This is a genomic window from Parabacteroides sp. TM07-1AC, from assembly GCF_003480915.1.
Lineage (GTDB): Bacteria > Bacteroidota > Bacteroidia > Bacteroidales > Tannerellaceae > Parabacteroides > Parabacteroides chongii.
In genome coordinates, this window is sequence record NZ_QUKD01000004.1 from 412688 (window position 1) to 433859 (window position 21172).

The 21172-nt window shown below is 48.4% G+C and carries 25 protein-coding genes and 3 tRNA genes; 9 read left to right on the forward strand and 19 right to left on the reverse strand.

Annotation, left to right across the window (positions count from 1 at the left end):
* Window positions 1-13: 13 nt before the first annotated feature.
* On the forward strand, window positions 14-988 hold the full coding sequence (locus DXD68_RS11580) for a type I phosphomannose isomerase catalytic subunit (RefSeq protein WP_122361647.1): 975 nt from the start codon (window positions 14-16) through the stop codon (window positions 986-988).
* 108 nt (window positions 989-1096) lie between these two features.
* Here DXD68_RS11580 and DXD68_RS11585 read toward each other — a convergent pair whose 3' ends face one another.
* Both DXD68_RS11585 and DXD68_RS11590 read right to left on the reverse strand, forming a co-directional pair.
* The gene (locus DXD68_RS11585; protein ID WP_122361648.1) at window positions 1097-2029 is read right to left on the reverse strand and encodes a ketopantoate reductase family protein; all 933 of its coding nucleotides are present in this window, start codon (window positions 2027-2029) and stop codon (window positions 1097-1099) included.
* 72 nt (window positions 2030-2101) lie between these two features.
* Complete coding sequence (locus DXD68_RS11590; protein WP_122361649.1) at window positions 2102-2962, reverse strand: pyridoxamine kinase; 861 nt, start codon at window positions 2960-2962, stop codon at window positions 2102-2104.
* A gap of 317 nt (window positions 2963-3279) precedes the next feature.
* Here DXD68_RS11590 and DXD68_RS11595 point away from each other — a divergent pair, with 317 nt between their 5' ends.
* Complete coding sequence (locus tag DXD68_RS11595) at window positions 3280-3570, forward strand: hypothetical protein (protein WP_233577113.1); 291 nt, start codon at window positions 3280-3282, stop codon at window positions 3568-3570.
* A 181-nt stretch (window positions 3571-3751) separates the two neighbouring features.
* Here DXD68_RS11595 and DXD68_RS11600 read toward each other — a convergent pair whose 3' ends face one another.
* The 6 genes from DXD68_RS11600 to DXD68_RS11625 form a co-directional block, all read right to left on the reverse strand.
* Window positions 3752-3985 carry a YecH family metal-binding protein gene (locus DXD68_RS11600; protein ID WP_122361650.1) on the reverse strand — a complete coding sequence of 78 codons (234 nt, stop codon included), beginning with the start codon at window positions 3983-3985 and terminating at the stop codon, window positions 3752-3754.
* A 170-nt stretch (window positions 3986-4155) separates the two neighbouring features.
* Window positions 4156-4228: transfer RNA gene (locus tag DXD68_RS11605), tRNA-Lys, on the reverse strand.
* Between the two features lie 18 nt (window positions 4229-4246).
* Window positions 4247-4319: transfer RNA gene (locus tag DXD68_RS11610), tRNA-Lys, on the reverse strand.
* A 115-nt stretch (window positions 4320-4434) separates the two neighbouring features.
* On the reverse strand, window positions 4435-5238 hold the full coding sequence (locus tag DXD68_RS11615) for an MBL fold metallo-hydrolase (RefSeq protein ID WP_122354047.1): 804 nt from the start codon (window positions 5236-5238) through the stop codon (window positions 4435-4437).
* Window positions 5239-5284: 46 nt separating this feature from the next.
* Window positions 5285-6343 (reverse strand): asparaginase, encoded by a 1059-nt coding sequence (locus tag DXD68_RS11620; RefSeq protein ID WP_370449275.1) that lies wholly within the window; start codon window positions 6341-6343, stop codon window positions 5285-5287.
* A 30-nt stretch (window positions 6344-6373) separates the two neighbouring features.
* A complete protein-coding gene (locus DXD68_RS11625; protein ID WP_122354045.1) occupies window positions 6374-6985 on the reverse strand; it encodes a trimeric intracellular cation channel family protein in 612 nt (203 codons plus the stop codon).
* Between the two features lie 159 nt (window positions 6986-7144).
* On the opposite strand from DXD68_RS11625, the gene DXD68_RS11630 reads away from it, so the two are divergent.
* Complete coding sequence (locus tag DXD68_RS11630; protein ID WP_122361651.1) at window positions 7145-8620, forward strand: DUF3943 domain-containing protein; 1476 nt, start codon at window positions 7145-7147, stop codon at window positions 8618-8620.
* Window positions 8621-8751: 131 nt separating this feature from the next.
* On the opposite strand, the gene DXD68_RS11635 is transcribed toward DXD68_RS11630, so the two are convergent.
* Complete coding sequence (locus DXD68_RS11635) at window positions 8752-10395, reverse strand: ABC-F family ATP-binding cassette domain-containing protein (protein WP_122361652.1); 1644 nt, start codon at window positions 10393-10395, stop codon at window positions 8752-8754.
* A 194-nt stretch (window positions 10396-10589) separates the two neighbouring features.
* Between DXD68_RS11635 and DXD68_RS11640 the strand changes: the two genes are divergently transcribed.
* A complete protein-coding gene (locus DXD68_RS11640) occupies window positions 10590-11138 on the forward strand; it encodes a 30S ribosomal protein S16 (RefSeq protein WP_122361653.1) in 549 nt (182 codons plus the stop codon).
* A 98-nt stretch (window positions 11139-11236) separates the two neighbouring features.
* On the opposite strand, the gene trxA is transcribed toward DXD68_RS11640, so the two are convergent.
* On the reverse strand, window positions 11237-11710 hold the full coding sequence (gene trxA, locus DXD68_RS11645) for a thioredoxin (RefSeq protein ID WP_122354041.1): 474 nt from the start codon (window positions 11708-11710) through the stop codon (window positions 11237-11239).
* A gap of 189 nt (window positions 11711-11899) precedes the next feature.
* Here trxA and DXD68_RS11650 point away from each other — a divergent pair.
* Window positions 11900-11984 (forward strand) — tRNA-Ser (locus DXD68_RS11650).
* 17 nt (window positions 11985-12001) lie between these two features.
* Here DXD68_RS11650 and DXD68_RS11655 read toward each other — a convergent pair.
* Window positions 12002-12385 carry a maltose acetyltransferase domain-containing protein gene (locus DXD68_RS11655; RefSeq protein ID WP_122361654.1) on the reverse strand — a complete coding sequence of 128 codons (384 nt, stop codon included), beginning with the start codon at window positions 12383-12385 and terminating at the stop codon, window positions 12002-12004.
* A 510-nt stretch (window positions 12386-12895) separates the two neighbouring features.
* On the opposite strand from DXD68_RS11655, the gene DXD68_RS11660 reads away from it, so the two are divergent.
* Window positions 12896-13417 (forward strand): methylated-DNA--[protein]-cysteine S-methyltransferase, encoded by a 522-nt coding sequence (locus DXD68_RS11660; protein ID WP_122361655.1) that lies wholly within the window; start codon window positions 12896-12898, stop codon window positions 13415-13417.
* Between the two features lie 15 nt (window positions 13418-13432).
* Here the strand turns inward: DXD68_RS11660 and DXD68_RS11665 are convergent, their stop codons facing one another.
* The 5 genes from DXD68_RS11665 to DXD68_RS11685 form a co-directional block, all read right to left on the reverse strand.
* Window positions 13433-14200, reverse strand: a complete 768-nt coding sequence (locus tag DXD68_RS11665; protein WP_122361656.1) for a GNAT family N-acetyltransferase — start codon at window positions 14198-14200, stop codon at window positions 13433-13435.
* A 7-nt stretch (window positions 14201-14207) separates the two neighbouring features.
* The gene (locus tag DXD68_RS11670) at window positions 14208-15053 is read right to left on the reverse strand and encodes a GyrI-like domain-containing protein (RefSeq protein ID WP_122361657.1); all 846 of its coding nucleotides are present in this window, start codon (window positions 15051-15053) and stop codon (window positions 14208-14210) included.
* Window positions 15054-15159: 106 nt separating this feature from the next.
* Window positions 15160-15687 carry a signal peptidase II gene (locus DXD68_RS11675; protein ID WP_122361658.1) on the reverse strand — a complete coding sequence of 176 codons (528 nt, stop codon included), beginning with the start codon at window positions 15685-15687 and terminating at the stop codon, window positions 15160-15162.
* Window positions 15688-15690: 3 nt separating this feature from the next.
* Window positions 15691-16278, reverse strand: coding sequence for a GrpB family protein (locus tag DXD68_RS11680; RefSeq protein ID WP_122361659.1), 588 nt, complete (start codon window positions 16276-16278; stop codon window positions 15691-15693).
* 19 nt (window positions 16279-16297) lie between these two features.
* Window positions 16298-16789: a VOC family protein gene (locus tag DXD68_RS11685; RefSeq protein ID WP_233577115.1), complete on the reverse strand. Its 492-nt coding sequence runs from the start codon at window positions 16787-16789 to the stop codon at window positions 16298-16300.
* Between the two features lie 94 nt (window positions 16790-16883).
* Between DXD68_RS11685 and DXD68_RS11690 the strand changes: the two genes are divergently transcribed.
* On the forward strand, window positions 16884-17768 hold the full coding sequence (locus tag DXD68_RS11690) for a D-isomer specific 2-hydroxyacid dehydrogenase family protein (RefSeq protein WP_122361660.1): 885 nt from the start codon (window positions 16884-16886) through the stop codon (window positions 17766-17768).
* On the opposite strand, the gene DXD68_RS11695 is transcribed toward DXD68_RS11690, so the two are convergent.
* The 3 genes from DXD68_RS11695 to DXD68_RS11710 all read right to left on the reverse strand — a co-directional run bounded on the left by DXD68_RS11695 (window position 17751) and on the right by DXD68_RS11710 (window position 19486).
* Window positions 17751-18539 (reverse strand): aspartate dehydrogenase domain-containing protein, encoded by a 789-nt coding sequence (locus tag DXD68_RS11695; RefSeq protein WP_122361661.1) that lies wholly within the window; start codon window positions 18537-18539, stop codon window positions 17751-17753. The genes DXD68_RS11690 and DXD68_RS11695 overlap by 18 nt on opposite strands.
* Window positions 18540-18673: 134 nt before the next feature.
* Window positions 18674-19090 (reverse strand): DUF3788 family protein, encoded by a 417-nt coding sequence (locus DXD68_RS11705; RefSeq protein WP_122361662.1) that lies wholly within the window; start codon window positions 19088-19090, stop codon window positions 18674-18676.
* Window positions 19091-19147: 57 nt separating this feature from the next.
* On the reverse strand, window positions 19148-19486 hold the full coding sequence (locus DXD68_RS11710; protein ID WP_122354032.1) for a DsrE family protein: 339 nt from the start codon (window positions 19484-19486) through the stop codon (window positions 19148-19150).
* A 247-nt stretch (window positions 19487-19733) separates the two neighbouring features.
* On the opposite strand from DXD68_RS11710, the gene DXD68_RS11715 reads away from it, so the two are divergent.
* Together DXD68_RS11715 and DXD68_RS11720 are read left to right on the forward strand one after the other, a co-directional pair.
* Window positions 19734-20156, forward strand: coding sequence for a pyridoxamine 5'-phosphate oxidase family protein (locus DXD68_RS11715; RefSeq protein WP_233577116.1), 423 nt, complete (start codon window positions 19734-19736; stop codon window positions 20154-20156).
* A 62-nt stretch (window positions 20157-20218) separates the two neighbouring features.
* Window positions 20219-21154, forward strand: coding sequence for a helix-turn-helix transcriptional regulator (locus DXD68_RS11720; RefSeq protein ID WP_122361664.1), 936 nt, complete (start codon window positions 20219-20221; stop codon window positions 21152-21154).
* Window positions 21155-21172: the final 18 nt, after the last annotated feature.

Here is a 21172-nt window from a genome sequence, read left to right on the forward strand (position 1 = left end):
ACAAAACACAGTTATGTTATATCCAATGACATTTAAGCCTATCCTCAAGAAGATCATTTGGGGAGGCTCAGACATCTGCCCGTTTAAGGGCATTACGCCAGTAGAAGAAGGGATCGGCGAAAGCTGGGAACTTTCTCATGTAGAAGGAAACTATTCTATCGTCGATAATGGTGATTTGGAAGGTAAGTCACTCGATGAACTGATCCGTACATACGGCAAACAGTTGCTGGGAGAAAAGGTAATGGAGCAATTCGGTTCTACATTTCCCCTGCTTATCAAGTTTATCGATGCTCGCGATGACCTTTCCATTCAGGTGCATCCTGACGACGCACTGGCTATGAAACGCCATAACTCTTTCGGTAAGACAGAAATGTGGTATGTGATAAAGGCAGAGAAAGGGGCGGGGCTGTACTCCGGCTTCTCACAGCAGATCGACGCGGACGAATATGTGAAACGTGTAGGTGATAACACGATCATGGACGTTTTGCAGCGCTATGAAGTTTCTCCGGGCGATGTTTTCTTCCTGCCTGCCGGACGCGTACATGCTATCGGTGCGGGATGCTTTATCGCTGAGATACAGCAGACCAGCAACATTACTTACCGTATCTACGATTACGACCGTAAGGATGCCAGCGGCAACGGACGTGAGCTGCATACCGAACTGGCAAAGGATGCGATCGACTATACGACGCTCCCCGACTACCGTACGCATTATAAGGCACATACCAATGCCACGGTTGAACTTGCCAATTGCAAATATTTCACCACCAACCTGCTCGACCTGGATACGATGATGGTGCGCGACTTCTCTGAACTCGATTCGTTTGTCGTATATATATGTATGGAGGGTAAGGCTTCTATCCGTGACAATAAAGGAAACGAGATCTTCATCCATCAGGGACAGACTGTTCTGATCCCGGCCGATACGGAAGTGGTGACAATCTCACCGGCTCCGAATGCAAAGTTCATGGAGACTTATATCGGATAATCGGATAGTTTTCCGGAATCTTGAAGCCGCCTGCAAGCGGCATAAAATAAAGAGAGGAATGCTGAAATTCATCAAAAATGAAAATCAGCGTTCCTCTTTATTTGTTTCTTACCGGGGGTAGGGGAATTGAGTCAGTCCCTTGTACATAAATTGGTAGGTAGGAACTTCCAGCTTCAACGCCTCTGCTTCGCGTATCACGTAACCGGTCAGTGTCTCTATTTCGGTCTTGCTTCCCCGTCTGAAGTCGGTGTGCATCGAAGTGGTTGAGCCGTTTGGCATCATTTGTTGCGACTTGATCGATGAGAAAACGATATCCTCCGGCAATTTGATACCTTTGGCTTCCGCTACGCTCTGCAGTTCGTATCCCAGGGTGATGAACAGGTCGATATGCTTATCTATCACTTCGTTGATCGTCTCGTTGAAATAAGAGGTGATCGTTGCCGCAGTGGAGATCATAAAAAACTTTTTCCAGATCTCGAAGTCTATGTCGGCAGGATTGGTCGACAGGATACGGGCGCTGCTGAGTAACTTCTGTAACTCGACCTGCTTTTCTTTATCCTTGCTGTTGTGGCCGAAGAAGAGACGGTCTTTCAACGTGAATTTTTGTACATGGCCGGGTGAGACAAGGCGTGATCCGATGTAAACGCAGCCTTTCCATACCTTGTTGTCGGGCACTATTTGCTGTATCCGTTCGGATATATCCGCACCGTTGAGCAACGGGATGATGATGGTGTCCGGGCCGATTACCGGCGCAAGATCCCGGATATTATCTTCCAGATCATAGCTTTTGGTGCAGCAGAACAGATAGTCCACCGGTCCGATTTCTGTCGGATCGTCAGTAGCCAGCGTTGGAATGGCGGTTATTTTCTTAAATGATTTTTTTATTTCTAATCCGTCTTTTCTGATAGCCTGCAGGTTTTCACCCCGTGAAATGAAAAAGATTTCCACTTCTTCTGAGTTTTGGTAGTACGCTGCCAGCAACCCACCGTAATATCCCCCTACAGCCCCTATTCCGGAAATAGCAATTTTTATTTTACTCATGTCGTAATATAGGCAGTTTCAAGTTAATACTTTATATAATAACGCAAAGATGAAAAATAAAATCGAAACCATTTATATGAGTTTCAGTTCTTTTAGAAAGTCGGGGAAACTTTGTTCAAAATTAACACCGAAACGATAGTCCGTCTTGGCTTCATAGGTTCGTCGGATGCTTTCGGCGGTGAAATGCACGGCGATGGCGGCCGATCCGATCAGGGTGAAGTCATTCAGCAAAGCTGCCAGTAATGCGCTTGCGAATACGTCGCCTGTCCCGTGGTAGTAGCCGGGCACTTTCCTGGTAAAGACATAATCGATTGCATCCGTCGTCCGGTCGTAGGTGGCTGCTCCCAGTTCGTCGTCTTTGAAGAAAACACCTGTCAGGACTACCTGTTTCGGTCCCAGTTCGCTTAGTTTTCGCAGCAGGCTTTCGATGTAGGCATGTGTATAGGGGCCCGGACGATAAGGTTCGTCCAACAATAAAGCGGCTTCGGTAAGGTTGGGGACGATGATATCCGCTTTTTGGCAGAGTGATCTCATTCCGGCGGCAAACTTGCGGGTGAAACTGGTATACAGCTCACCGTTGTCGCCCATCACCGGGTCGACGAGGATCAGGTTGTCATCTCTCCTGAACGTGTCGAAGAACTCTTTTACGATGTCCAGTTGCTCGAATGATCCGAGATAACCGGTGTATATGGCGTCAAATTGTATGTCGAGCGATTTCCAGTGCTGCATGATCGGACGCATGTCCTCTGTCAGGTCCCTGTATGTGTATCCGCTGATTCCTCCGGTATGGGTGGAGAGAATAGCTGTGGGAAGCGCCGAGGTTTCGATTCCTGCAGCTGATAAAATGGGTAATGCGACTGTCAGCGAGCATTTTCCGAAGCCGGAAATGTCGTGTATGGCTGCGACTCTTTTTTGATGTGTCTTATTCTTCATTTTCTTTATTTTTATATCAATACAACAGCAGGCATGCGGGAAATGTTGGAGGCGTATTTCCTCCGTTTCTGCCAGCCGTTGCAAAATAAGCTGATTTTATCAACAAACAATCTGTTTTGACAGAAAAGGAGGATTTTTTCTTCCGGTTCTCTCGTTTTGGCATATTTGGAGTATTTGGTCTCTGCTACGACCTACATTTATAAATTTCGTAAATAAAATAGTTGAAGATGGGTGCAAAACAGTGTTTCCGGAGGAATACCTTTACATCTGAGTTTTTAAGGCTCTTGCTAGGGTAACTAGAGAAAATTTATATATAGATGATTGTAGTTGAATATTTTGGAGCTGAAACTAATTTCTTCCCCCGGAAGGGTGGAGGGAACAAAAGAAGACTGAGATCAGTGTATGCCGTCTGTTTCGCAAGGCGCAGACGTGGTGCTTCACCGGTATGGAATTGTAAAAACTCGCCGAACGGCGAGGATAATCCCCAGGAAGTGGGTTACAGATCTGATTATACGGGTGCTTTTATTACGGATTGGGAAATCCCTATGGAGCCGCAGGGTACAAGAGATGACCCCGGCGTTGATTTTGTAGTTGATTGGACTAACTAATTTTTTTATGAATTCAATGTAATTGGTGAAATCATACTTTTTACTCTATAACGTTAATCCTCATATCTAATAACGTTGTATCCCAAGCCCTTTAGTGGGCAAACATCCGCCCTGTTCGTGAGAATAGGGCGGTTTTTATTTATGATGCTGACAACAAATATACAGGATGGTGTTGTATAGCCTAATGGTTGCAAACTTTAGTGATATCCACAGTGAATCCGTCATCTTTCGGCATGAATTTCCCTTTTTGTTTCAGAAATTCAATCAACTCATCCACATTCATATTTTCAGCCGAACAAGCATAAAAACGTTGTTCCTTGCCAAATTTCCCAATGATTGCTTCCCGCAGGCTGGCTTCCGAATAACTATTTCCTTCCATCATGAAAAGAACTTCGTGTGCATGTAACTGTTCCATAAATTTATCTTATTAATTAGTTGGAACAAAAATACACTGTTTATCCATTTAAAATTGTAACATATGTGACAGAAAGGAATAAATTAGAATGATTAACGATTGATCAGGAATGTATATATAATGGGGAAATAAAAAAGGAAGATACCACTTTCGTAATATCTTCCTTTAAGTGACCTGGGAGGGGCTCGAACCCTCGACCCAATGATTAAGAGTCATTTGCTCTACCAACTGAGCTACCAAGTCGATGTTGGTATCTTGGAGTGACCTGGGAGGGGCTCGAACCCTCGACCCAATGATTAAGAGTCATTTGCTCTACCAACTGAGCTACCAAGTCAATCTGTTGCTATCTTCGTTTCCTGATCGTGATCTTTGTTTCTCGATTGCGGGTGCAAAGATAGGGGTTTAATTTTTCTTTGCAAATTTTTTTGTCGCTTTTTTCTGACTAAATTTTACTCGAATTCAAATATATCAGACGGAGTCGTACGCTTAAGTGCTATAAGTGAGACATCTTTACCGACACGGACACCCTCCTGGAAAAGGCGGATATCGACGGTTTTATAGGCTAGCTCCGGATGATTATTGTCGCGGCTGAGGTGGCACAACCAGATATCCTTCAGTTTGGGGTCGTAGTTGGCGGCCAGGAATTCGGCAGCTTCGCGGTTGCTCAGGTGGCCGGTCGGGCTTGCTACACGCTCTTTCAGGAAAGCGGGGTAGGTGCCGAACTTCAACATTTCCTCGTCATAGTTCGCTTCGATGATGAGATGGGTCGCTAGCCGCATGTAATGGCTGACCGTATCCGTGATATGGCCCACGTCGGTAGCGAAGGTGAACTTATGATCGCCATACTCGATATAATAGCCGACGTTGTCGGTGCTGTCGTGCGGAACTTCAAAGGCGGTGATCAGGAAATCGCGTATCGAGAAAGGCACTTCCTTCTCGATGATCCGGCGCGAACCGATCAAGGTTTCCTCCACATAGCGGCTCTTTTCGATCCCCCGGTGGACGGCGGCGGTAGAATATACCGGAATGTTCATTTTCTCTCCCAGGCAACCTACCGTCTTTATATGATCGGCGTGGTCATGGGTTATCAGGACAGCCACGATTTTAGAAAAGTCGATCGCCTTATCTTTCAACACCTTCTTTATGGTACGTATTCCGATACCAGCATCAATCAGTATCCCGAACTCGGGAGTACCCAGATAATAGCAGTTACCACTGCTTCCACTTGCTAAGCTAAGAAATGATAGTTTCATGTTTTTCTATTCCGCCTCGCGGCTCATTCTGTTTTACATAGTATATTCAGGAACGGAACGTATCAGGGATTGTCACTTCCCCGATCAGCGAGCAGTTCATGTGGTCCTTCACTTCCTCCGGAGAAAGTCCGTGGCCGAAAAGGAACATCAGCTTGGCGACGGCACTTTCCGTTGTGCTGTCGAACCCGCTTATAACGCCGGCTTCCAGTAATTTATGGCCCGTTTCGTATCGGTGCATCTCAACGCTTCCGGCGCAACACTGGGTTACATTTACGATCACGATGCCACGGTCGACCGCCTCTTTGAGCATCTTCAGGAACCAGTCGTAGCTCGGAGCGTTTCCGCTGCCGAAGGTTTCCATCACGACCCCTTTCAGGTCGGGAATATTGAGGATGCTTTCCACCACTTGCGGCGAGATGCCGGGAAACAGCTTCAGGATCGCTATGTTGCGGTCGAGCAGATAGTGGGGTTTCAGCGGTTTGCGCGAAACAGGGTGATAAATCTGGCCTGTGTCATATTTGATATAGATGCCGGCATGCGCCAACGCCGGGTAATTGTATGAACGGAATGCGTTGAAATTGTCCGCATTGATCTTGCTTGTCCGGTTGCCGCGCAACAGGTCGTTTTCAAAGAAGATGCAGACTTCGGGTACGATCGGTACGCCGTTTTCCTTGGCAGCAGCTATTTCGATCGCCGTGATCAGGTTTTCCTTCCCGTCCGTCCGCAACATGCCGATGGGCAACTGCGAACCGGTGAAGATGACCGGCTTGCTCAGGTTTTCGAGCATGAAACTCAAGGCAGAGGCGGTAAACGACATCGTATCTGTGCCATGCAGCACCACGAAGCCGTCGTATTTCGCATAATTGTCTGCGATGATCTTCACGATCTTCATCCAGGAGTCGGGGCCCATCTCCGACGAGTCGAGCACCGGGTCGAACTGATAGGTCGAAACCGCGTAACCGAGCTTCTTCAATTCCGGCATATTATCTCTAAGATGCTGGAAATTAAATGATTCTAATACTCCGGTTTCGGGGTTTTCAATCATACCGATTGTTCCGCCTGTGTAGATGAGCAGGATGGAGGCCTTATCTCGCTGATCGTTCATATTTACTGTCATAATGCAAAGGTAATAAATTTATTCTTCTCCCTTCAATACGGGAACGCTTATGTGATATTTTACGGCTATAATACGTGCCAGGAATATGCCCAGCGCCGCCGCGAACTGGGTGATGGAGGGATTCAGCCCGGCAAGCATACATAAATAATATACGCCTCCGCCGAACACGCACGCCAGGGCATAGATATCTTTCCGGAAGATCAGCGGTTCCTCGTTGATCAATATGTCACGCATCATACCTCCGAACGACCCTGTGATCGTTCCCATCACGATTGCCACCCACATGGGGAAGCCGAATTCGAGTGTTTTGGCGATCCCGACCACGCCGAACAGCCCCAGGCCGATGGCGTCGAATATGAAAAAGGTATTATTCAGCCGGATCACATATTTCCGGAAGATGATAACAAATAATAAGGCGAGAGCCGAAACTGTTAAATAAGAAGTCTGCTCCATCCAGAAAGGAGTCGCGTTCAGCAGGATATCGCGTATCGTACCGCCTCCGACGGCCGTCACCAGCCCGACCACATAGGCGCCAAACCAATCAAATTGTTTGGCAGAAGCTAGTCTGATCCCACTAATTGCGAAGGCGAACGTTCCAGTGTAGTCGCAAAAGGTAATGAAATCTATCATTTTGTTTTTTTCTGCAAAAGTAAGTATTTCCTTTGAATTGTGTCTGTTTCTAGCAACACAACCTAAGAATAATTTAAACCAAACGAGTTCCATACTGTTAATTATGTATAAGTTTGCATGAGTTAGTTGATTAGTCTTTAAGGCACAAGATTGAAAAAAATGAAAAAGTTTATTTGGATAGGGGTGCTGGCTCTGTTTTCGACCCAATGGATTCGGGCGCAGCACTTCCCAAAAATGGATACAAGAAATTACGTGAGTGACTCGACCACCTTTATGCCTAAGAAGCCTTGGCTGGCAGCCGGTGAGGTGTTTGGCCTGAACATGGCGATCTGGGCCTTCGACCGTTTTGCGATGAACGAAGACTTCGCCCGCATCAATGGCCGTACGATCAAGAACAATTTCAAGACAGGTCCCGTCTGGGACACGGATAAATTCTCTACCAACCTGGTGGCGCATCCTTATCATGGGTCGTTGTATTTCAATGCTGCCCGTAGTAATGGGATGAACTTCTGGCAATCCATTCCCTTCGCCGCCGGAGGAAGTCTGATGTGGGAGTTCTTCATGGAGGCGGAGCCGCCCTCCATCAACGACCTGATGGCCACTACGTTCGGCGGGGTGGAACTGGGCGAGATCACCTACCGTCTGTCCGATCTTTTCATCGACGACCGTACCTCGGGAGCCGAGCGTGTCGGGCGCGAGATCCTTTCGGGACTGATATCGCCCGTGCGCGGCATCAACCGTCTGATAACAGGTGAGGCGTGGCGTCATCGTCCGCACAAAGGCCGTACCTATTCGTTTGTGCCCGTGAACTTTATCGTGAGTGCCGGTCCCCGTTTCCTGGCTGAGCAGGAGCATTCGAAGCATGGCACGACCAGTATGCACCTGTCGCTGCGGCTGGATTATGGCGACCCGTTTGAAGATGAGTTCTATTCGCCCTACGAGTGGTTTCAACTGCGTGCCGGTTTCGATTTCTTCTCCAGTCAGCCCGTCATCACCCAGGTGAATGCCATCGGCGCCCTGTGGGGAAAGCGGGTGTGGGAGAAAGGACCGCGCACGTTGACGGCAGGTATCTTCCAGCATTTTGACTATTATGACTCGCAGCTGCGCGACAGCGAGGGCGACAAGGTTTCCCCTTACCGCATCTCGGAAGCGGCAGCGGTGGGTGGCGGCCTGATCTATTACAAACGGTCGGAACCGAGTGACAAGGTGGATGCTTACGGCGAATTTTATGTGAACGGTGTCGCCCTGGGCGGTGGCTCGTCCGATTATTTCCGCCTCGACGAACGCGATTATAATATGGGAAGCGGTTACAGCGTGAAGGCTTTCACGGGGTTGACTTACAACAGGCACTGGTCGTTTCTGCTGAATATGGAGAACTACCATATCTTTACCTGGAAAGGTTACAATCCGGACATCGATCTGAGTACGGTCGACCCGAATACCTTCAGCGTACAGGGCGACAAAGGGCATTCACGCCTGACGGTGATGGGGCTTAAATTGGTTTATTCTTCCAATAAGAAATGGCATATAGCGTTGTCGAACCGCTACTTCTCGCGGAGGACGCATTATAAGTATCATGAAGATGTCAGCCGGTCTACCTATGATGTGATGCTGACGTTCGGTATACGCATTTAGTATCTTTGTTATGTCAAAAGTGTTTCACTCTAATGAAACAACTGTTTCTAAGTAATGGAACAACTGTTTCATTAGGGTGAAACACTTTTGGGCTAGTAGGGAAATAAGCGAAATTAACGGGTGATGGAGTTTTATTTCCCCTTGCTTCGTTCCAACTCGTTCAGGTTTTCCATCTTCTTCCGTTGCAGGAATTCGTAGATGCCTTCCAGATGTTCCGTCACTCGCTGGTTGCCGAACTCGTAGACTTTGGTTACCAAGCCGTCGAGGAAGTCACGGTCGTGCGACACCACGATCAGCGTACCGTCGAAGTCGAGCAACGCCTGTTTCAGGATGTCTTTCGTTTTCATGTCCAGGTGATTCGTCGGCTCATCGAGGATCAGCAGGTTGACCGGTTCGAGCAGCAGCTTGATCATCGCCAGACGTGTGCGCTCGCCTCCCGACAAAACCTTCACCTTCTTGGCTGAATTTTCGCCGCCGAACATGAACGCGCCCAGCAAGTCCTTGATCTTGTTGCGGATATCGCCCACCGCCACGTCGTCGATGGTCTGGAAAACCGTCAGGTTCTCGTCCAGCATCGAAGCCTGGTTCTGCGCAAAATAGCCGATCATCACGTTATGCCCGATCGTCAGCGTACCGTCGTGTTCGATCTCTTTCATGATACATTTCACGAGGGTGGACTTTCCTTCACCGTTTTTCCCTACGAAAGCGATCTTGTCGCCCCGTTCGATGGTCAGGTTGGCGTTGCGGAACACCACATGGTCGCCATACGCCTTTGCCACGTCCTCCACGATCACCGGATAGTTGCCGGAGCGGGGAGAGGGCGGGAATTTCAGGCGAAGTGCCGAAGTGTCTTCCTCGTCCACCTCCAGTATCTCAAGCTTTTCAAGCATCTTGACGCGGCTCTGCACCTGCAGGGTCTTGGAGTATGTACCTTTGAAACGTTCGATAAATTCCCTTGTTTCGGCAATCATCTTCTGCTGCTCGTCGAAGGCTTTCTGCTGCTGTACGCGGCGTTCCTGGCGGAGTTGCAGGTAACTGCTGTAATTCACCTTGTAGTCGTAGATGCGGCCCATCGTGACCTCGATCGTACGGGTGGTGATATGGTCGACAAACGCGCGGTCGTGGCTGATCACAACCACCGCCTGTCCGTTGTCGATCAGGAAGTCTTCGAGCCACTGGATCGATTCGATGTCCAGATGGTTGGTCGGCTCGTCCAGCAGCAGCACGTCGGGTTTCTTCAACAGCAACTTTGCCAGCTCGATACGCATGCGCCATCCGCCGCTGAACTCGCTGGTCTGCCGCCCGAAGTCGTCGCGCTTGAATCCCAGTCCGAGCAATGTTTTCTCGATATCGGCGTCATAGTTGATCTCTTCGATCGAATAAAACTTCTCGCTGAGTGTCGAGACACGCTCGATCAGTTCCATATAACTGTCCGATTCGTAGTCGGTCCGTGTCTCCAGTTCCTTGTTGATCGCCTCGATCTCCGCTTCCATCTCATGCAGGTGGGCGAAGGCCTGTGCCGTTTCTTCAAAAACCGTCCGGCCGTCTTCCGTCATCAAGTGCTGGGGCAGGTAAGCGATCACCGTATCTTTGGGAGCCGACACTTTTCCGCGTGTCGGTTCGCGTGTCCCGGCAAGTATTTTGAGCAAAGTCGATTTGCCCGCACCGTTTTTCCCCATCAGGGCGATCCGGTCCTTCTCGTTAATCACGAAAGATATATCAGAAAAGAGGGTGCTTCCGCCAAACTCTACTGTAAGTCCGTCTATAGAAATCATACGTACATTATATATATGTGTAAAAAGAAGGCGCAAAGGTAGGAAAAATGTCTGTAAAAGCAACCGGCGATCCAATTTGTCGCATAAAAAGTCCGGATTTCCCGGATATTTTCTCTCCGAAGATTTGTTTTATGAATCGAAACAACTTATCTTTGCACCCGCTAATACAAACAGCTTAAATTAATTATTCAAACATGGCAACAAAAATTAGATTGCAGAGACACGGTCGCAAAAGCTACGCTTTTTATCAGATCGTAGTCGCAGACAGCAGGGCTCCACGTGATGGAAAGTTTATTGAAAGGATAGGTTCTTATAATCCGAACACTAATCCTGCTACAGTAGATTTGAACTTCGAAAGAGCTTTGTATTGGTTACAGGTAGGTGCACAGCCTACAGACACAACTCGCAACATTCTGTCACGCGAAGGTGTATGCATGAAAAAGCATTTACTGGAAGGTGTAAAGAAAGGTGCATTCGACGAAGCAGCAGCGGAATCAAAGTTCCAGGCTTGGTTGAAAAACAAACAGGCTTCTGTTGAAGCAGTAAAGACAAAAGACAGCGAAGCAGCTAAGGCAGCAGAAAAAGCTCGTCTTGAAGCAGAAAAAGAAGCAAACAAGGCAAAAGCTGAAGAAGTAGCTAAAAAGAAAGCAGAATTAGCAGCAGCTGCTGCAGCAAAGGCAGCTGAAGAAGCAGCAGCCAACGCTCCTGCAGAAGAAGCTCCCGCAGCAGAAAGCGCTGAATAATTCGCTCAATGCCAAATAAAAAAGAGGACATCTCGTTGAGGTGCCCTCTTTTTTTATGGTTGAAACCACGTGGAATGATATAACCACGTGGCTGAAAATTACTTTTTACCCAGTAGGAATCCGTTGATCTGTTCAACGAACTGTTCCTTTGAAAGTGCGCCCTGTGCGATCTGCGGTTTACCTTTTGCCGGGATGAACAGCAGGGTAGGGATGCTCTGTATGCCGAAAGCGGCAGCCAGTTCCTTCTCGTTGTCGACATTGATCTTATAGATGATGATGTCGTTCTTATACTCTCCGGCCAGTTCCTTCAGGATCGGCGACACTTTCTTGCAGGGTCCGCACCAGTCGGCATAGAAATCCACGATGCAAGGTTTGGTGCCTTCGTACACCCATTCCGATTGATTTTTTTCGTAATTATATACTTTGGTCAGGAAATCTGCCTTGTTTAGAACGACCACTTCGCCCTGAGCAGCGACACCTCCCGTTTCGTTTTTATCCGATTTGGCAGACATGGAGCAACTGACGAGCAGCAACACGACTGAAATCAGGAATAAATCTTTCAACTTTCTCATATAAAACTTATTACTTCATTGATAATTATAGAATACAAAAATAGCAATAAAACGGATACAACGCTTATCTGGCAGAGTTAAAAGAAAAATATTAGCCTAAAAAGAAAAAAGCGCCTTTGATATTTGGATATAAAAAAATAATCACTACCTTTGCACCGCAATCGAGAGAAAACGATAGCAAAACATATTGGAGAGGTGGCAGAGTGGTCGATTGCGGCGGTCTTGAAAACCGTTGAACTGCGAGGTTCCCGGGGTTCGAATCCCTGTCTCTCCGCGATATAAGGGTGTAAATCAGTCATTTATGAGATTTACACCCTTTTTGCATTCAATATAAGGTCGTGTATTTTTATGTTTTTTAGCCAATAGCCTTACTCTGTCACCAATATGAATATGATTTTCATCCATCATCGTACAGTTATTATTGATGATCGTCTTTTCTCCGATAAAAATATGCTTACCGCATTGACAAGTGAAGTTATAGCCTATGCTCGAATGAATCCCGATGCTTCCTAACATCTTGGAAAGGATTTCTTTTCTTTCCTTTTCTGTGGTCGTTATATCATTCAACACAGATAGACACTTTTGGGTTTTGACTATCATTTCTAAAACTTCTGCATCCAAATAGTTGCAATATTCTCCGGACAAAAAACGTTGGTAGTTGTTTATTTCTTTCATTATTTTGAATCCCGATTTAAGATATATATTATGGTATAAAGGTATGAAAAAGGAGCAATCTTAAAAAACATAGGTGTTTTGTTTTTTGAATACGTAAGTATTTTTCATAACTGTCCGGCAGCTTTTTTCAAAAAGATAGGCAGTGTTTAACAGATGGGTAGGCAGCGCTTTGTAAACGGGTAGGCATTCATTTTCAGGCTTCGTACTTTTCGAGATTTTTTTTCTTAAATCAGGATTCACCTGATCTGTATTTGTGGTTTAGGTATTGATATTTATAGAGTAACTTGCTGACGCCACCTTAAAAAGCGGCGTCACCTTTCAGTTTTAGCGTGGTGACGCTGGAAAAGAGCTCCGGTGTCACCACATTATTCGTTGAATATCAGAACGTATGTTCTGTATTTTTTTTAGTGACGCCGAGAATCTATCTAATTTTAATTAGAGATTTACCTTATTGCTTTCTTCCTATTAAATTCGTAGATTTGTTGTGAACAAATAAAAATGATACCCTAAATGGAAGAAACTATTTGGATACAGTATTATCAGTCCCCTTGCGGAAAATTGATTATCGGTTCATATGGAGGTAAATTATGTTTATGTGACTGGCTGAATGAGGAGCGTAGAAAGCTGATAGATGCCCGGCTTCAGAAAGAACTGCATGCCGTATATGAGGAAGGTACGTCTGCTATCATTGAAGAGGCAATGACTCAACTTGATGAATATTTCGACCAAAAACGCAATGTTTTCAATATTCCTTTGCTTTTCGCCGGAACAGATTTTCAGAAGAAGGTTTGGAATGAACTGCTGAAAATACCTTATGGGATGACAGAGTCGTATGCCGGGCTATCACAGCGTTTGGGTAATCCCAAAGCCGTACGTGCAGTAGCTGCTGCCAACGGTGCGAATGCCATTTCGATATTCGTTCCTTGTCATCGTATTATTGGCAGCAATCATCAGCTGACAGGTTATGCCGGAGGGCTTGAGGCGAAAAAGTTATTGCTCGAACTGGAATCGCCTGCAAGCTTGTTTGGATAGTTGGTAGACCGATGGCTAAATCCCGACAATCTTCTCGAACCGCTTCTCCATACATACGCTGACGTCGGTCGTAACGAATTTCCCGTTGTAAAAAAGAGTGAACAGGGTAGCCGGGGTAGGAGCGTCCTGTGCCTGTTCCATCGTCTCCAGTTTGATGATTTTCAGCGGTATACCTTTCCTTTCGGCCATCTCTGCCAGCGTACCGCGTACATGAAATTCTGTGAACGGGCAACGGTTGGTGTAATAGACGACCGCGCCGTTCTTCTCCTCGCATTCCCCGCTTCGCACGCTTGCCCTGAACGATGGGTCAGGGGCTTCGGAGTCGATTTTCAAAGCCAGTAGGCTGAAACCGTCAGGCAGCTTCTCCACCGTTTGGAAACCCTGGCGCAAAAGCCATTTGGTGTCGCTCATAAAATGGAACTTGGAGGTGCCCGCTACGGTGACCAGCCCCGCCTTCCCCTGTGCCCTGGCATCGTCGATGGCGGATTGCAACAGGGCCTTTCCGTGCCCGTATCCTTTGTACTGCCCTGAAACCCAGAAGCAGTTTATCATCAGATAACCGGGGGCATCGACGGGAACCCATGCCTTTTCGGCGGGAACATATTCGATAAATACCTTGGCGCGTTCGTCGAGACGGCGGAATACGTATCCGTTATCGAACTCTTTCCTGAGCCATTCCTTTTTCAGCTCGTAACTTTCCTTGCATTTCTTGTCGGAGAAGGCGCAGCAGATATGTTCGGTTGCGATGTTTTCCTTCGTCAGGGTGATGTATTTCGTTTCCATGATGATTTTATTTTATGGGTATGTAAATCTTGGTTAGAGCCGCTTCGCTGTCCGTCCCGGTGTAATGGATGTATTCCTCGAAAGGCATCCCGTGGCGGATGGTGTGGTTGAAGCTGACGCTGATGTTGTTGTAAAACTCCTGCAGGCTGGAATAACTGCCCTTCAACGTATAAACGGCATATTTCCCTTTCCGCAGCCGGAGTGTGCCGAAGACGCCTGCCGCTTCGACCGGCTTATCCACCGTTGCACAGGCGTAGAAGCGGCATTGTCCGGCTGTGGTGACATTCGGATCGTCGAAGCTCAGGCCGATGAAGCGGGTGGCGGCGGATAGTGCCTGCTTTTCTTCCAGGAACTTTATCAGCTTGTTCCAGGCCATTTCGTAAGGCTTTTCCTCCCCGTACTGTCCCACGATGCGGATATAAATAAGATTCAGGTCTTCCTCCTCGCAGATTTCCGAAGGGACGGTTTCGTATTTGCCACCGCTGCTTTTCACATATTCCTGCAAGCGGGCGTTCAACCCGTTGATATAGGCTTTCGGCGAGATTCCGAACAGCTTCCTGAAGGCTTTCGAGAACGATTGCGGATTGTCGTAGCCTACCCGCGCGGCCAGTTCGGCCAGCGTCATCTCCTCCGTCTGCATATACATGATGGCCCGTTCCATCCGCTGCCTGGCCATGTAGGCATAGAGGGATTCGTCGAGGGCGGAGCGCATGATGCGGAGCAACTGCCGCCGGGATACACAGATCCTTCCGGCTATAACGTCCAGTTGTAACGGCTGGTGCAGGTTAGCGCTGATGTAATCGATTACCTGGTTCACCTTTTCCTGATAGATATTTTCGGTACTGCTTCGCATGCTTCTGATTCTTTAGCGACAAAAGTAGGCAATCTATACTGACCGGGAGTTGTCCAATCCGGCCAAATTCGTTTTCGTTTCGATTGCCTCTGTGCATCCGTCTCTTCTATCTGTTACGGAGATGGTTGAAAACGTCTTTTATTTTTGCCGTCCTTATTTTTTCCCTGTGCTTGTGTACATATATAAGAAAGAAAACAATAAAAGTATTTAAGTATATATCTTTCAGGTCGAAAATAAACAAGGGTTTGAGATAGATGAAATCCAATACCCCCTTTTCCCAGACTATATTGCTGAGCAAAGCACAGATAATCCCCGATGTTTGGAAGATGATGGCAATGTCGAGGAGCTTTGTCTTTTTTGACAGGCTTCTCAAGAATACGTATAATACCAGTATGATACATTCGGCAACGGCGAAGATGACCATGTGTATCCAAAAGCCTATATTGATATTCAGTTTTTGGTTCAGAAGATAGTTGACGTAGCTGTGTTTGTCGTTGAATACCGGCCTGAACTCGAAGAGCGAAGGGATAATATCGAAATGGGTGTCCATATAAAAATGATAGATCACGATCTTTGTCGCCTGATCGATGAGGATCAGCAGGAGTGTCCACCATATAATCTCTCTGGTTTTCATAATTTATTCTGTTTTTGAAGGATGGGTAATCTGTTCTTTTGCCCGGTTCGTTATTTCGCGGATGAAACCGGTTTTCGCATCGGTGTAGCCGTCGCGGTCATGTTCATACTCTTTTTGTAGTTTGACTTTCAATTCTCCGTAGGCTTGCGCCGTGTCGGGATGGGAGAGAAGGTAGTCGCGGAAATAGAGTTCGTCCCAGTCGCCGGAGTATCTTATGTGGAGGTGGAAGGCCTGACCTTTAAAGCCTTCGGGGGTATAGCCTTTCATAAACATCATATGGGGAGGCGGATTCCCGGGTTGGGGGGAATAGATGTAGCCTTCCGCTTCGATGGTCGGGATGAGGCGGGCAAGGTCGGTTTCCTGTTGTATTTCTAGCAATATGTCGATCGTCGGTTTGGCTGTCAGTCCCGGTACGGATGTGCTTCCGATATGGCTGATGCGGACGATGTTTTCCGCTCCTATGGCTTTCACGAGGCGGTCTTTTTCTGTTTCGTAACGCTTGGGCCAGTCCCGGTCGTGTGCCGAGAGGATGATCGGGAACAGCTGCCAGAGTTCTTCGTTACTCATTTCGTTCAAATTCTTATTTTTCATGGCGGTAGGGTTGGAAAGGTTATTCCGGTTCGTCCGTATCCAGGCAGAAAGGATGGCCGGAGGGGTCGAGCAGTGTACGGGAAGTTTTGAAGTATTGCTCGCCGGCCAAGCTGGCTCCCAGGCTGAGGGCGTGGCGGACGGCTTCCTCCAGGTCGTCGACGTAGAAGTCGAGGTGGAGCATTTGTCCCTGTCTCCCTTCTTGCCAGGGCCAGACGGGTGGTTCGTATTCTTCTATCTCCTGGAAGGCGATGACCATGCCTGTGGGCGAGGTGATGGCCGACCAGCCGTTTGCCTGCGGGTGTGTCCACTGCCAGTTGAGGAGGCGGCTGTAAAAGGAAGCCATGAGGCCCGCGTCCTTACAGTCGATCACGATGTTGATCCGGTTGATTGTTGCTTGCTTTGTTTCCATGTTTCCAAAGATAAGATAAGTTTTCGAGATATGGAATTTCCGGGAAAGAGATGCTATTCGATGGCATAACAGATGCTTCCCGGCAGCATAACAGATGCGCAAATAGGGGAGAGAAAGGAAGAATGGATGGAAATAGTCTTTTGTTTCTTACCGAAAAGGATTAATTTTGTGAGGAAACAAATAAGCAGAAATATTCATGTTCAATAAATTAGTGGCGATAGAGCCTGTAAGCCTGATTCCGTCAGCAGAAAAGAAATTGCAAGATTTTGCGAAAGAAGTAGTTATGTACGATGACATACCCGCGGGGGATGAAGAGGTGGCTGCCCGTATCGGGGATGCGGACGCTGTCCTTTTGAGTTACACCTCCCGGATCGAACGGGCGGCACTGGAGAAATGCCCGAATGTCCGCTATATCGGGATGTGCTGTTCCCTTTACTCGCCGGAGAGCGCCAATGTCGATATCCGCTATGCCAACGAACGGGGGATTGTTGTGACCGGTATCCGCGATTATGGCGACGAAGGGGTGGTGGAGTATGTTATCAGCGAGCTGGTTCGTTGCCTGCACGGCTTCGGACAGGAGGCATGGGATGAGATGCCTCGCGAGATCACCGGATTGAAAGTGGGGATCGTCGGGCTGGGTAAGTCCGGTGGGATGATTGCCGATGCCTTGAAGTTCTTCGGTGCCGATGTCTCCTATTTCGCCCGGAGCGAGAAGGAAGAGGCACGTAGGAAAGGTTACCGTTTCCTGCCACTGGGTGAGCTGCTGGCACAAAGCGAAGTGGTTTGCTGCTGCCTGAATAAGAACACGGTCTTGCTGCATGAAGCGGAATTTAAGCAGCTCGGTAATAAAAAGATATTGTTCAATACGGGGTTGTCTCCCGCCTGGGACGAGACTCCGTTTGTGAAGTGGCTGGAAGGCGACAACCTTTGTTTCTGTGATACTGCAGGTGCTTTGGGCAACGTCCAGTTGTTGAGCCATCCGCACGTACGTTGCATGCAGGTGTCGACCGGCCGTACACGCCAGGCGTTCGACCGCCTGAGCGAAAAAGTACTGGCCAACCTCTCAGAATACGATGGGTGAGGTGATATTAAGCAGGGTGTTCACTACCGACCATCCTGCTATCTCTGCCGTTGCGCTGTAGACGTCGATGACGGCATGCACCTGATCGTTCCTGATCTCTACCCGCTGGGTATCGCCCGTAAATCCGGGGGTGGACTGCATTGTCACCTCCATGTTCGCTGGTCCTACCGAGGCGCGCGAAGCCGCTACCGTAACATTGACTTTCGTCGGGAAGAGCCGGATGGCTTCCACCGCATTTCCGGAGAAGACGACGCGCTGTTCCGTTTGCAGCGATTCATCGTAGACGGCGGTTCCTTTCAGGGCGTTAGGGCCTTTCTCGTTGAAAAAACGGGCGGTGGCGTTTCCCATCAGGGCGGCAGTCCGCAGCACATCGAAGCCGCCGGTAGCCCCGGAGGCCAGGTAGACACGGGTGCCGTTTGCCTTGGCTGTCTCCGCTACCTCGCGATAAAAGAGGTCGTCGGCCAGCGCCCCGATCGAAAGGGTGACAATGGAAGTGCCGTTTTTCAGTGCAGGCAACGCCAGCTCTTTCATGGCGGCAGGCGAGGCGGCTTCCACCAGATAGTCCGGTTTCAGGGCAAGCAATTCTTCGATGGTCGCACATACCCGGCAAGGTTTCCCGTGTTGTTGCATCCGGGCAGCCAGGTTTTCTGCTTTGGAGACTGTGCGGGAGTAGACCCCCACTAACTCATATTCGGGCAAAATGCCTTTGATTACAGCGTCGGCCACGATACCTCCGAGCCGTCCGCATCCGACAATTACTAACTTTTCCATGCAGGCAAAGGTACTCGATTTTAATCTGATTTCCCAAACGGGACTGGCGAATATGCGAAGGCAAAGCAGCCTCCGCAGTGAAGTCCGCAGGGGGCGATATGTTTCTTTATGATCTCGTAGGGTTGCATATGCGTCTATTTTAATCCTTTTTTGAAAAGTATCATCGATAAGGCATCCTTCACCTGCTCTTTTTCGGTGATGGCAACGGTCATAGGGATGAGTTTTCCGCTGGGTTTGGCCCGGTAGAATTCTTCTTTGATGCTTTCCGTAATTTCCATTCCGGCGATACGGTCCAGGTGTTTTTCCGTGAAGTAGGAAGTGACTTTGAAAAAGCTCTGGTAGACAACCAGCCAGGCAAGGTTTTTCTTCTTTGACAGGACTTTGCATAACCAGGCCTTCCCGTCGTTGTAATAGTTCCACTCGAGTGTCAGGTCGGCGGCTGCGGCCGATGCGCTGAATTCTTCGAATGCGGGAAAACTAGCCTTCAGAACGTCGGCGATGACTTCATTAGTGGGGAAAACGTTTTTGTCTTTTAAAATCAGAGGTTCCATAATGTTGTGTATTTCGGTGTATAAAATAAAGAGAATTATATAAGGATATGTTGCCCGTTAAAGGGTCAATATTTTTTCTCCGTTCTTGAGATATTCGGTTAGCGGGGCTCCCATGTATCTGACGGTAACACCCAGTTTCTCGATGATTGGCTTCACTTCGAACCTTTCGCAGCAGTCCTGGCAGGCTTCGACGGTGACGCCTGCTTGAAGCATTTCCAGGATTTCCGTCTGCACCTGCGTGTCCCGGGCGGCGAGTTTAACGGAGGCTCCCCAAAGGATCACGTTCACTTCTTTCCACCAGCCTCTCTTTTTGGAGTTGAGGGTGTACATCGATAACATATTGAATATGGTGTCTTTATTGTCGGTTGTCCAGAGAATGTTTAATTTGTCGTTCATAATAAGATGATTTATGTATATGGTTATGTCGATTCGCAAATGTATGAAAAAGAAATAGAGATTGTCCAAAAATATTCATGGACAAAAGTAAAGAAAAAATTCTATGAAGACAGGCGGTGCGTTCGAGAATATATTTTCGTAATTAGTACGAAATAATCTCTTCCCTGCTGACATACTGTTGTCACCCCCTCCCCATACCTTTGCTTCACAGTTCGAATATTAACATTAAAAAACTACGAAGATGGAAATGAAATTGTTTTATTTAGGGGAAGTTGCGGGGATGACGAAAGAGCAGGTGGAAGAAGCGGAAAAGTTCATCCGGGGATTTGAATATGGTATCGTTGCCACCAACAATCCGGAGACGGGACCGCGCCTTTCGGGACTCAACAACCTGGCAGGCCAGACCTTGCAGCAACTCCATTTTGCGACAGAAGCCAGCTGTCAGAAATTAGCGAACCTCCGCCTGGATCCGCGCTGTGAAGTGATGTACGCTACGATGGAGAGCGGGCAGGTCCAGATCGCAGGCAAAGCCGAGATCATCACCGACGAAGCATTGAAACGCGAACTCTGGCAAGACTGGATGAACGAATACTCACCCGAAGGACCGACGGGAGAGGGCATCTGTATCATCCGCCTTATCCCGGCTTCTATCCGGGCGATGATCTGCTGATCCCGCTGCCGGTAACGTAAAAGTTGTATCTTTGTCACCAATCAATCAGACAAACGCACACAATGAACCGCCTGGAACGAATATCCGCTATACTGGTCAAGCTGCAATCCCGCCCGATCGTCACCGCACGTGAGATAGCGGATCAGTTCGGTGTAAGTCTCCGGACGGTTTATCGCGACATCCGTTCGTTGGAAGAGTCGGGGATCCCTGTCGGTGGTGAGGCAGGGCTGGGTTATTCGCTAGTGGACGGTTTCAAGCTGCCGCCCCTGATGTTCACGATCGACGAGGCCCTCTCTTTCCTCGTGGCAGAGAAACTTGTCCGCCATCAGACCGACGGCGATACCTACGATGTATTCCGCAGCGGGATGGACAAGATACGCGCCGTGTTGCGGACGGCCGACAAGGATATCCTCCATCATTTCGACCCCTATATCCGTATCTCGGGCATCCACCAGAATACGCGCACCGCCTCTGCCAATGTCCTGCAAACCCTTATAAAGGCGTTGCTGAACAAGAAACAGCTCGTCATGACCTACAAGGCGGGCTACAACTACCAGGTCACCCACCGTACGATCGAACCCCAGGGTATGTTCTTCATGGGCGGCATCTGGTATGTCCTCGCCTGGTGCAAGTTGAGGAGGGATTACCGTACCTTCCACCTCGGCAGAATCGTCCACCTCTGTCTGGGCGAAAACGGTTTCGAGGAGGAGCATCTTCCGCTCGACGAACTGATCCCCCGGATCTATCATGTAGAGGATGAGGTCGAAGTGATGCTCCGTGTCCACCGCGACGTGGCACGCGATACGGAAGTCTCCAAATACACCTACGGACTTTATGAGGAGGTAGCGGACGGGGAGTACTTCGTCCAGAAATACCGGACCTATTCGCTCGACAAGTTCGGCCACTGGTACCTGTCGTTTGCCGACTGGGCGGAGATCATCGCGCCGGAAGCCTTGAAAACGGTTGTCCGGGAGTTGATCGGCAAGATTCGCATCTGAAAGCGGCCGACTTCATCC

Excerpts from the sequence above, each read along its gene's own strand:
- DXD68_RS11580 (WP_122361647.1), top strand. The coding sequence starts at position 14 with ATGTTATATCCAATGACATTTAAGCCTATCCTCAAGAAGATCATTTGG.
- DXD68_RS11585 (WP_122361648.1), bottom strand. The coding sequence starts at position 2,029 with ATGAGTAAAATAAAAATTGCTATTTCCGGAATAGGGGCTGTAGGGGGA.
- DXD68_RS11590 (WP_122361649.1), bottom strand. The coding sequence starts at position 2,962 with ATGAAGAATAAGACACATCAAAAAAGAGTCGCAGCCATACACGACATT.
- DXD68_RS11595 (WP_233577113.1), top strand. The coding sequence starts at position 3,280 with ATGATTGTAGTTGAATATTTTGGAGCTGAAACTAATTTCTTCCCCCGG.
- DXD68_RS11600 (WP_122361650.1), bottom strand. The coding sequence starts at position 3,985 with ATGGAACAGTTACATGCACACGAAGTTCTTTTCATGATGGAAGGAAAT.
- DXD68_RS11615 (WP_122354047.1), bottom strand. The coding sequence starts at position 5,238 with ATGAAACTATCATTTCTTAGCTTAGCAAGTGGAAGCAGTGGTAACTGC.
- DXD68_RS11620 (WP_370449275.1), bottom strand. The coding sequence starts at position 6,343 with ATGAACGATCAGCGAGATAAGGCCTCCATCCTGCTCATCTACACAGGC.
- DXD68_RS11625 (WP_122354045.1), bottom strand. The coding sequence starts at position 6,985 with ATGATAGATTTCATTACCTTTTGCGACTACACTGGAACGTTCGCCTTC.
- DXD68_RS11630 (WP_122361651.1), top strand. The coding sequence starts at position 7,145 with ATGAAAAAGTTTATTTGGATAGGGGTGCTGGCTCTGTTTTCGACCCAA.
- DXD68_RS11635 (WP_122361652.1), bottom strand. The coding sequence starts at position 10,395 with ATGATTTCTATAGACGGACTTACAGTAGAGTTTGGCGGAAGCACCCTC.
- DXD68_RS11640 (WP_122361653.1), top strand. The coding sequence starts at position 10,590 with ATGGCAACAAAAATTAGATTGCAGAGACACGGTCGCAAAAGCTACGCT.
- trxA (WP_122354041.1), bottom strand. The coding sequence starts at position 11,710 with ATGAGAAAGTTGAAAGATTTATTCCTGATTTCAGTCGTGTTGCTGCTC.
- DXD68_RS11655 (WP_122361654.1), bottom strand. The coding sequence starts at position 12,385 with ATGAAAGAAATAAACAACTACCAACGTTTTTTGTCCGGAGAATATTGC.
- DXD68_RS11660 (WP_122361655.1), top strand. The coding sequence starts at position 12,896 with ATGGAAGAAACTATTTGGATACAGTATTATCAGTCCCCTTGCGGAAAA.
- DXD68_RS11665 (WP_122361656.1), bottom strand. The coding sequence starts at position 14,200 with ATGGAAACGAAATACATCACCCTGACGAAGGAAAACATCGCAACCGAA.
- DXD68_RS11670 (WP_122361657.1), bottom strand. The coding sequence starts at position 15,053 with ATGCGAAGCAGTACCGAAAATATCTATCAGGAAAAGGTGAACCAGGTA.
- DXD68_RS11675 (WP_122361658.1), bottom strand. The coding sequence starts at position 15,687 with ATGAAAACCAGAGAGATTATATGGTGGACACTCCTGCTGATCCTCATC.
- DXD68_RS11680 (WP_122361659.1), bottom strand. The coding sequence starts at position 16,278 with ATGAAAAATAAGAATTTGAACGAAATGAGTAACGAAGAACTCTGGCAG.
- DXD68_RS11690 (WP_122361660.1), top strand. The coding sequence starts at position 16,884 with ATGTTCAATAAATTAGTGGCGATAGAGCCTGTAAGCCTGATTCCGTCA.
- DXD68_RS11695 (WP_122361661.1), bottom strand. The coding sequence starts at position 18,539 with ATGGAAAAGTTAGTAATTGTCGGATGCGGACGGCTCGGAGGTATCGTG.
- DXD68_RS11705 (WP_122361662.1), bottom strand. The coding sequence starts at position 19,090 with ATGGAACCTCTGATTTTAAAAGACAAAAACGTTTTCCCCACTAATGAA.
- DXD68_RS11710 (WP_122354032.1), bottom strand. The coding sequence starts at position 19,486 with ATGAACGACAAATTAAACATTCTCTGGACAACCGACAATAAAGACACC.
- DXD68_RS11715 (WP_233577116.1), top strand. The coding sequence starts at position 19,734 with ATGAAATTGTTTTATTTAGGGGAAGTTGCGGGGATGACGAAAGAGCAG.
- DXD68_RS11720 (WP_122361664.1), top strand. The coding sequence starts at position 20,219 with ATGAACCGCCTGGAACGAATATCCGCTATACTGGTCAAGCTGCAATCC.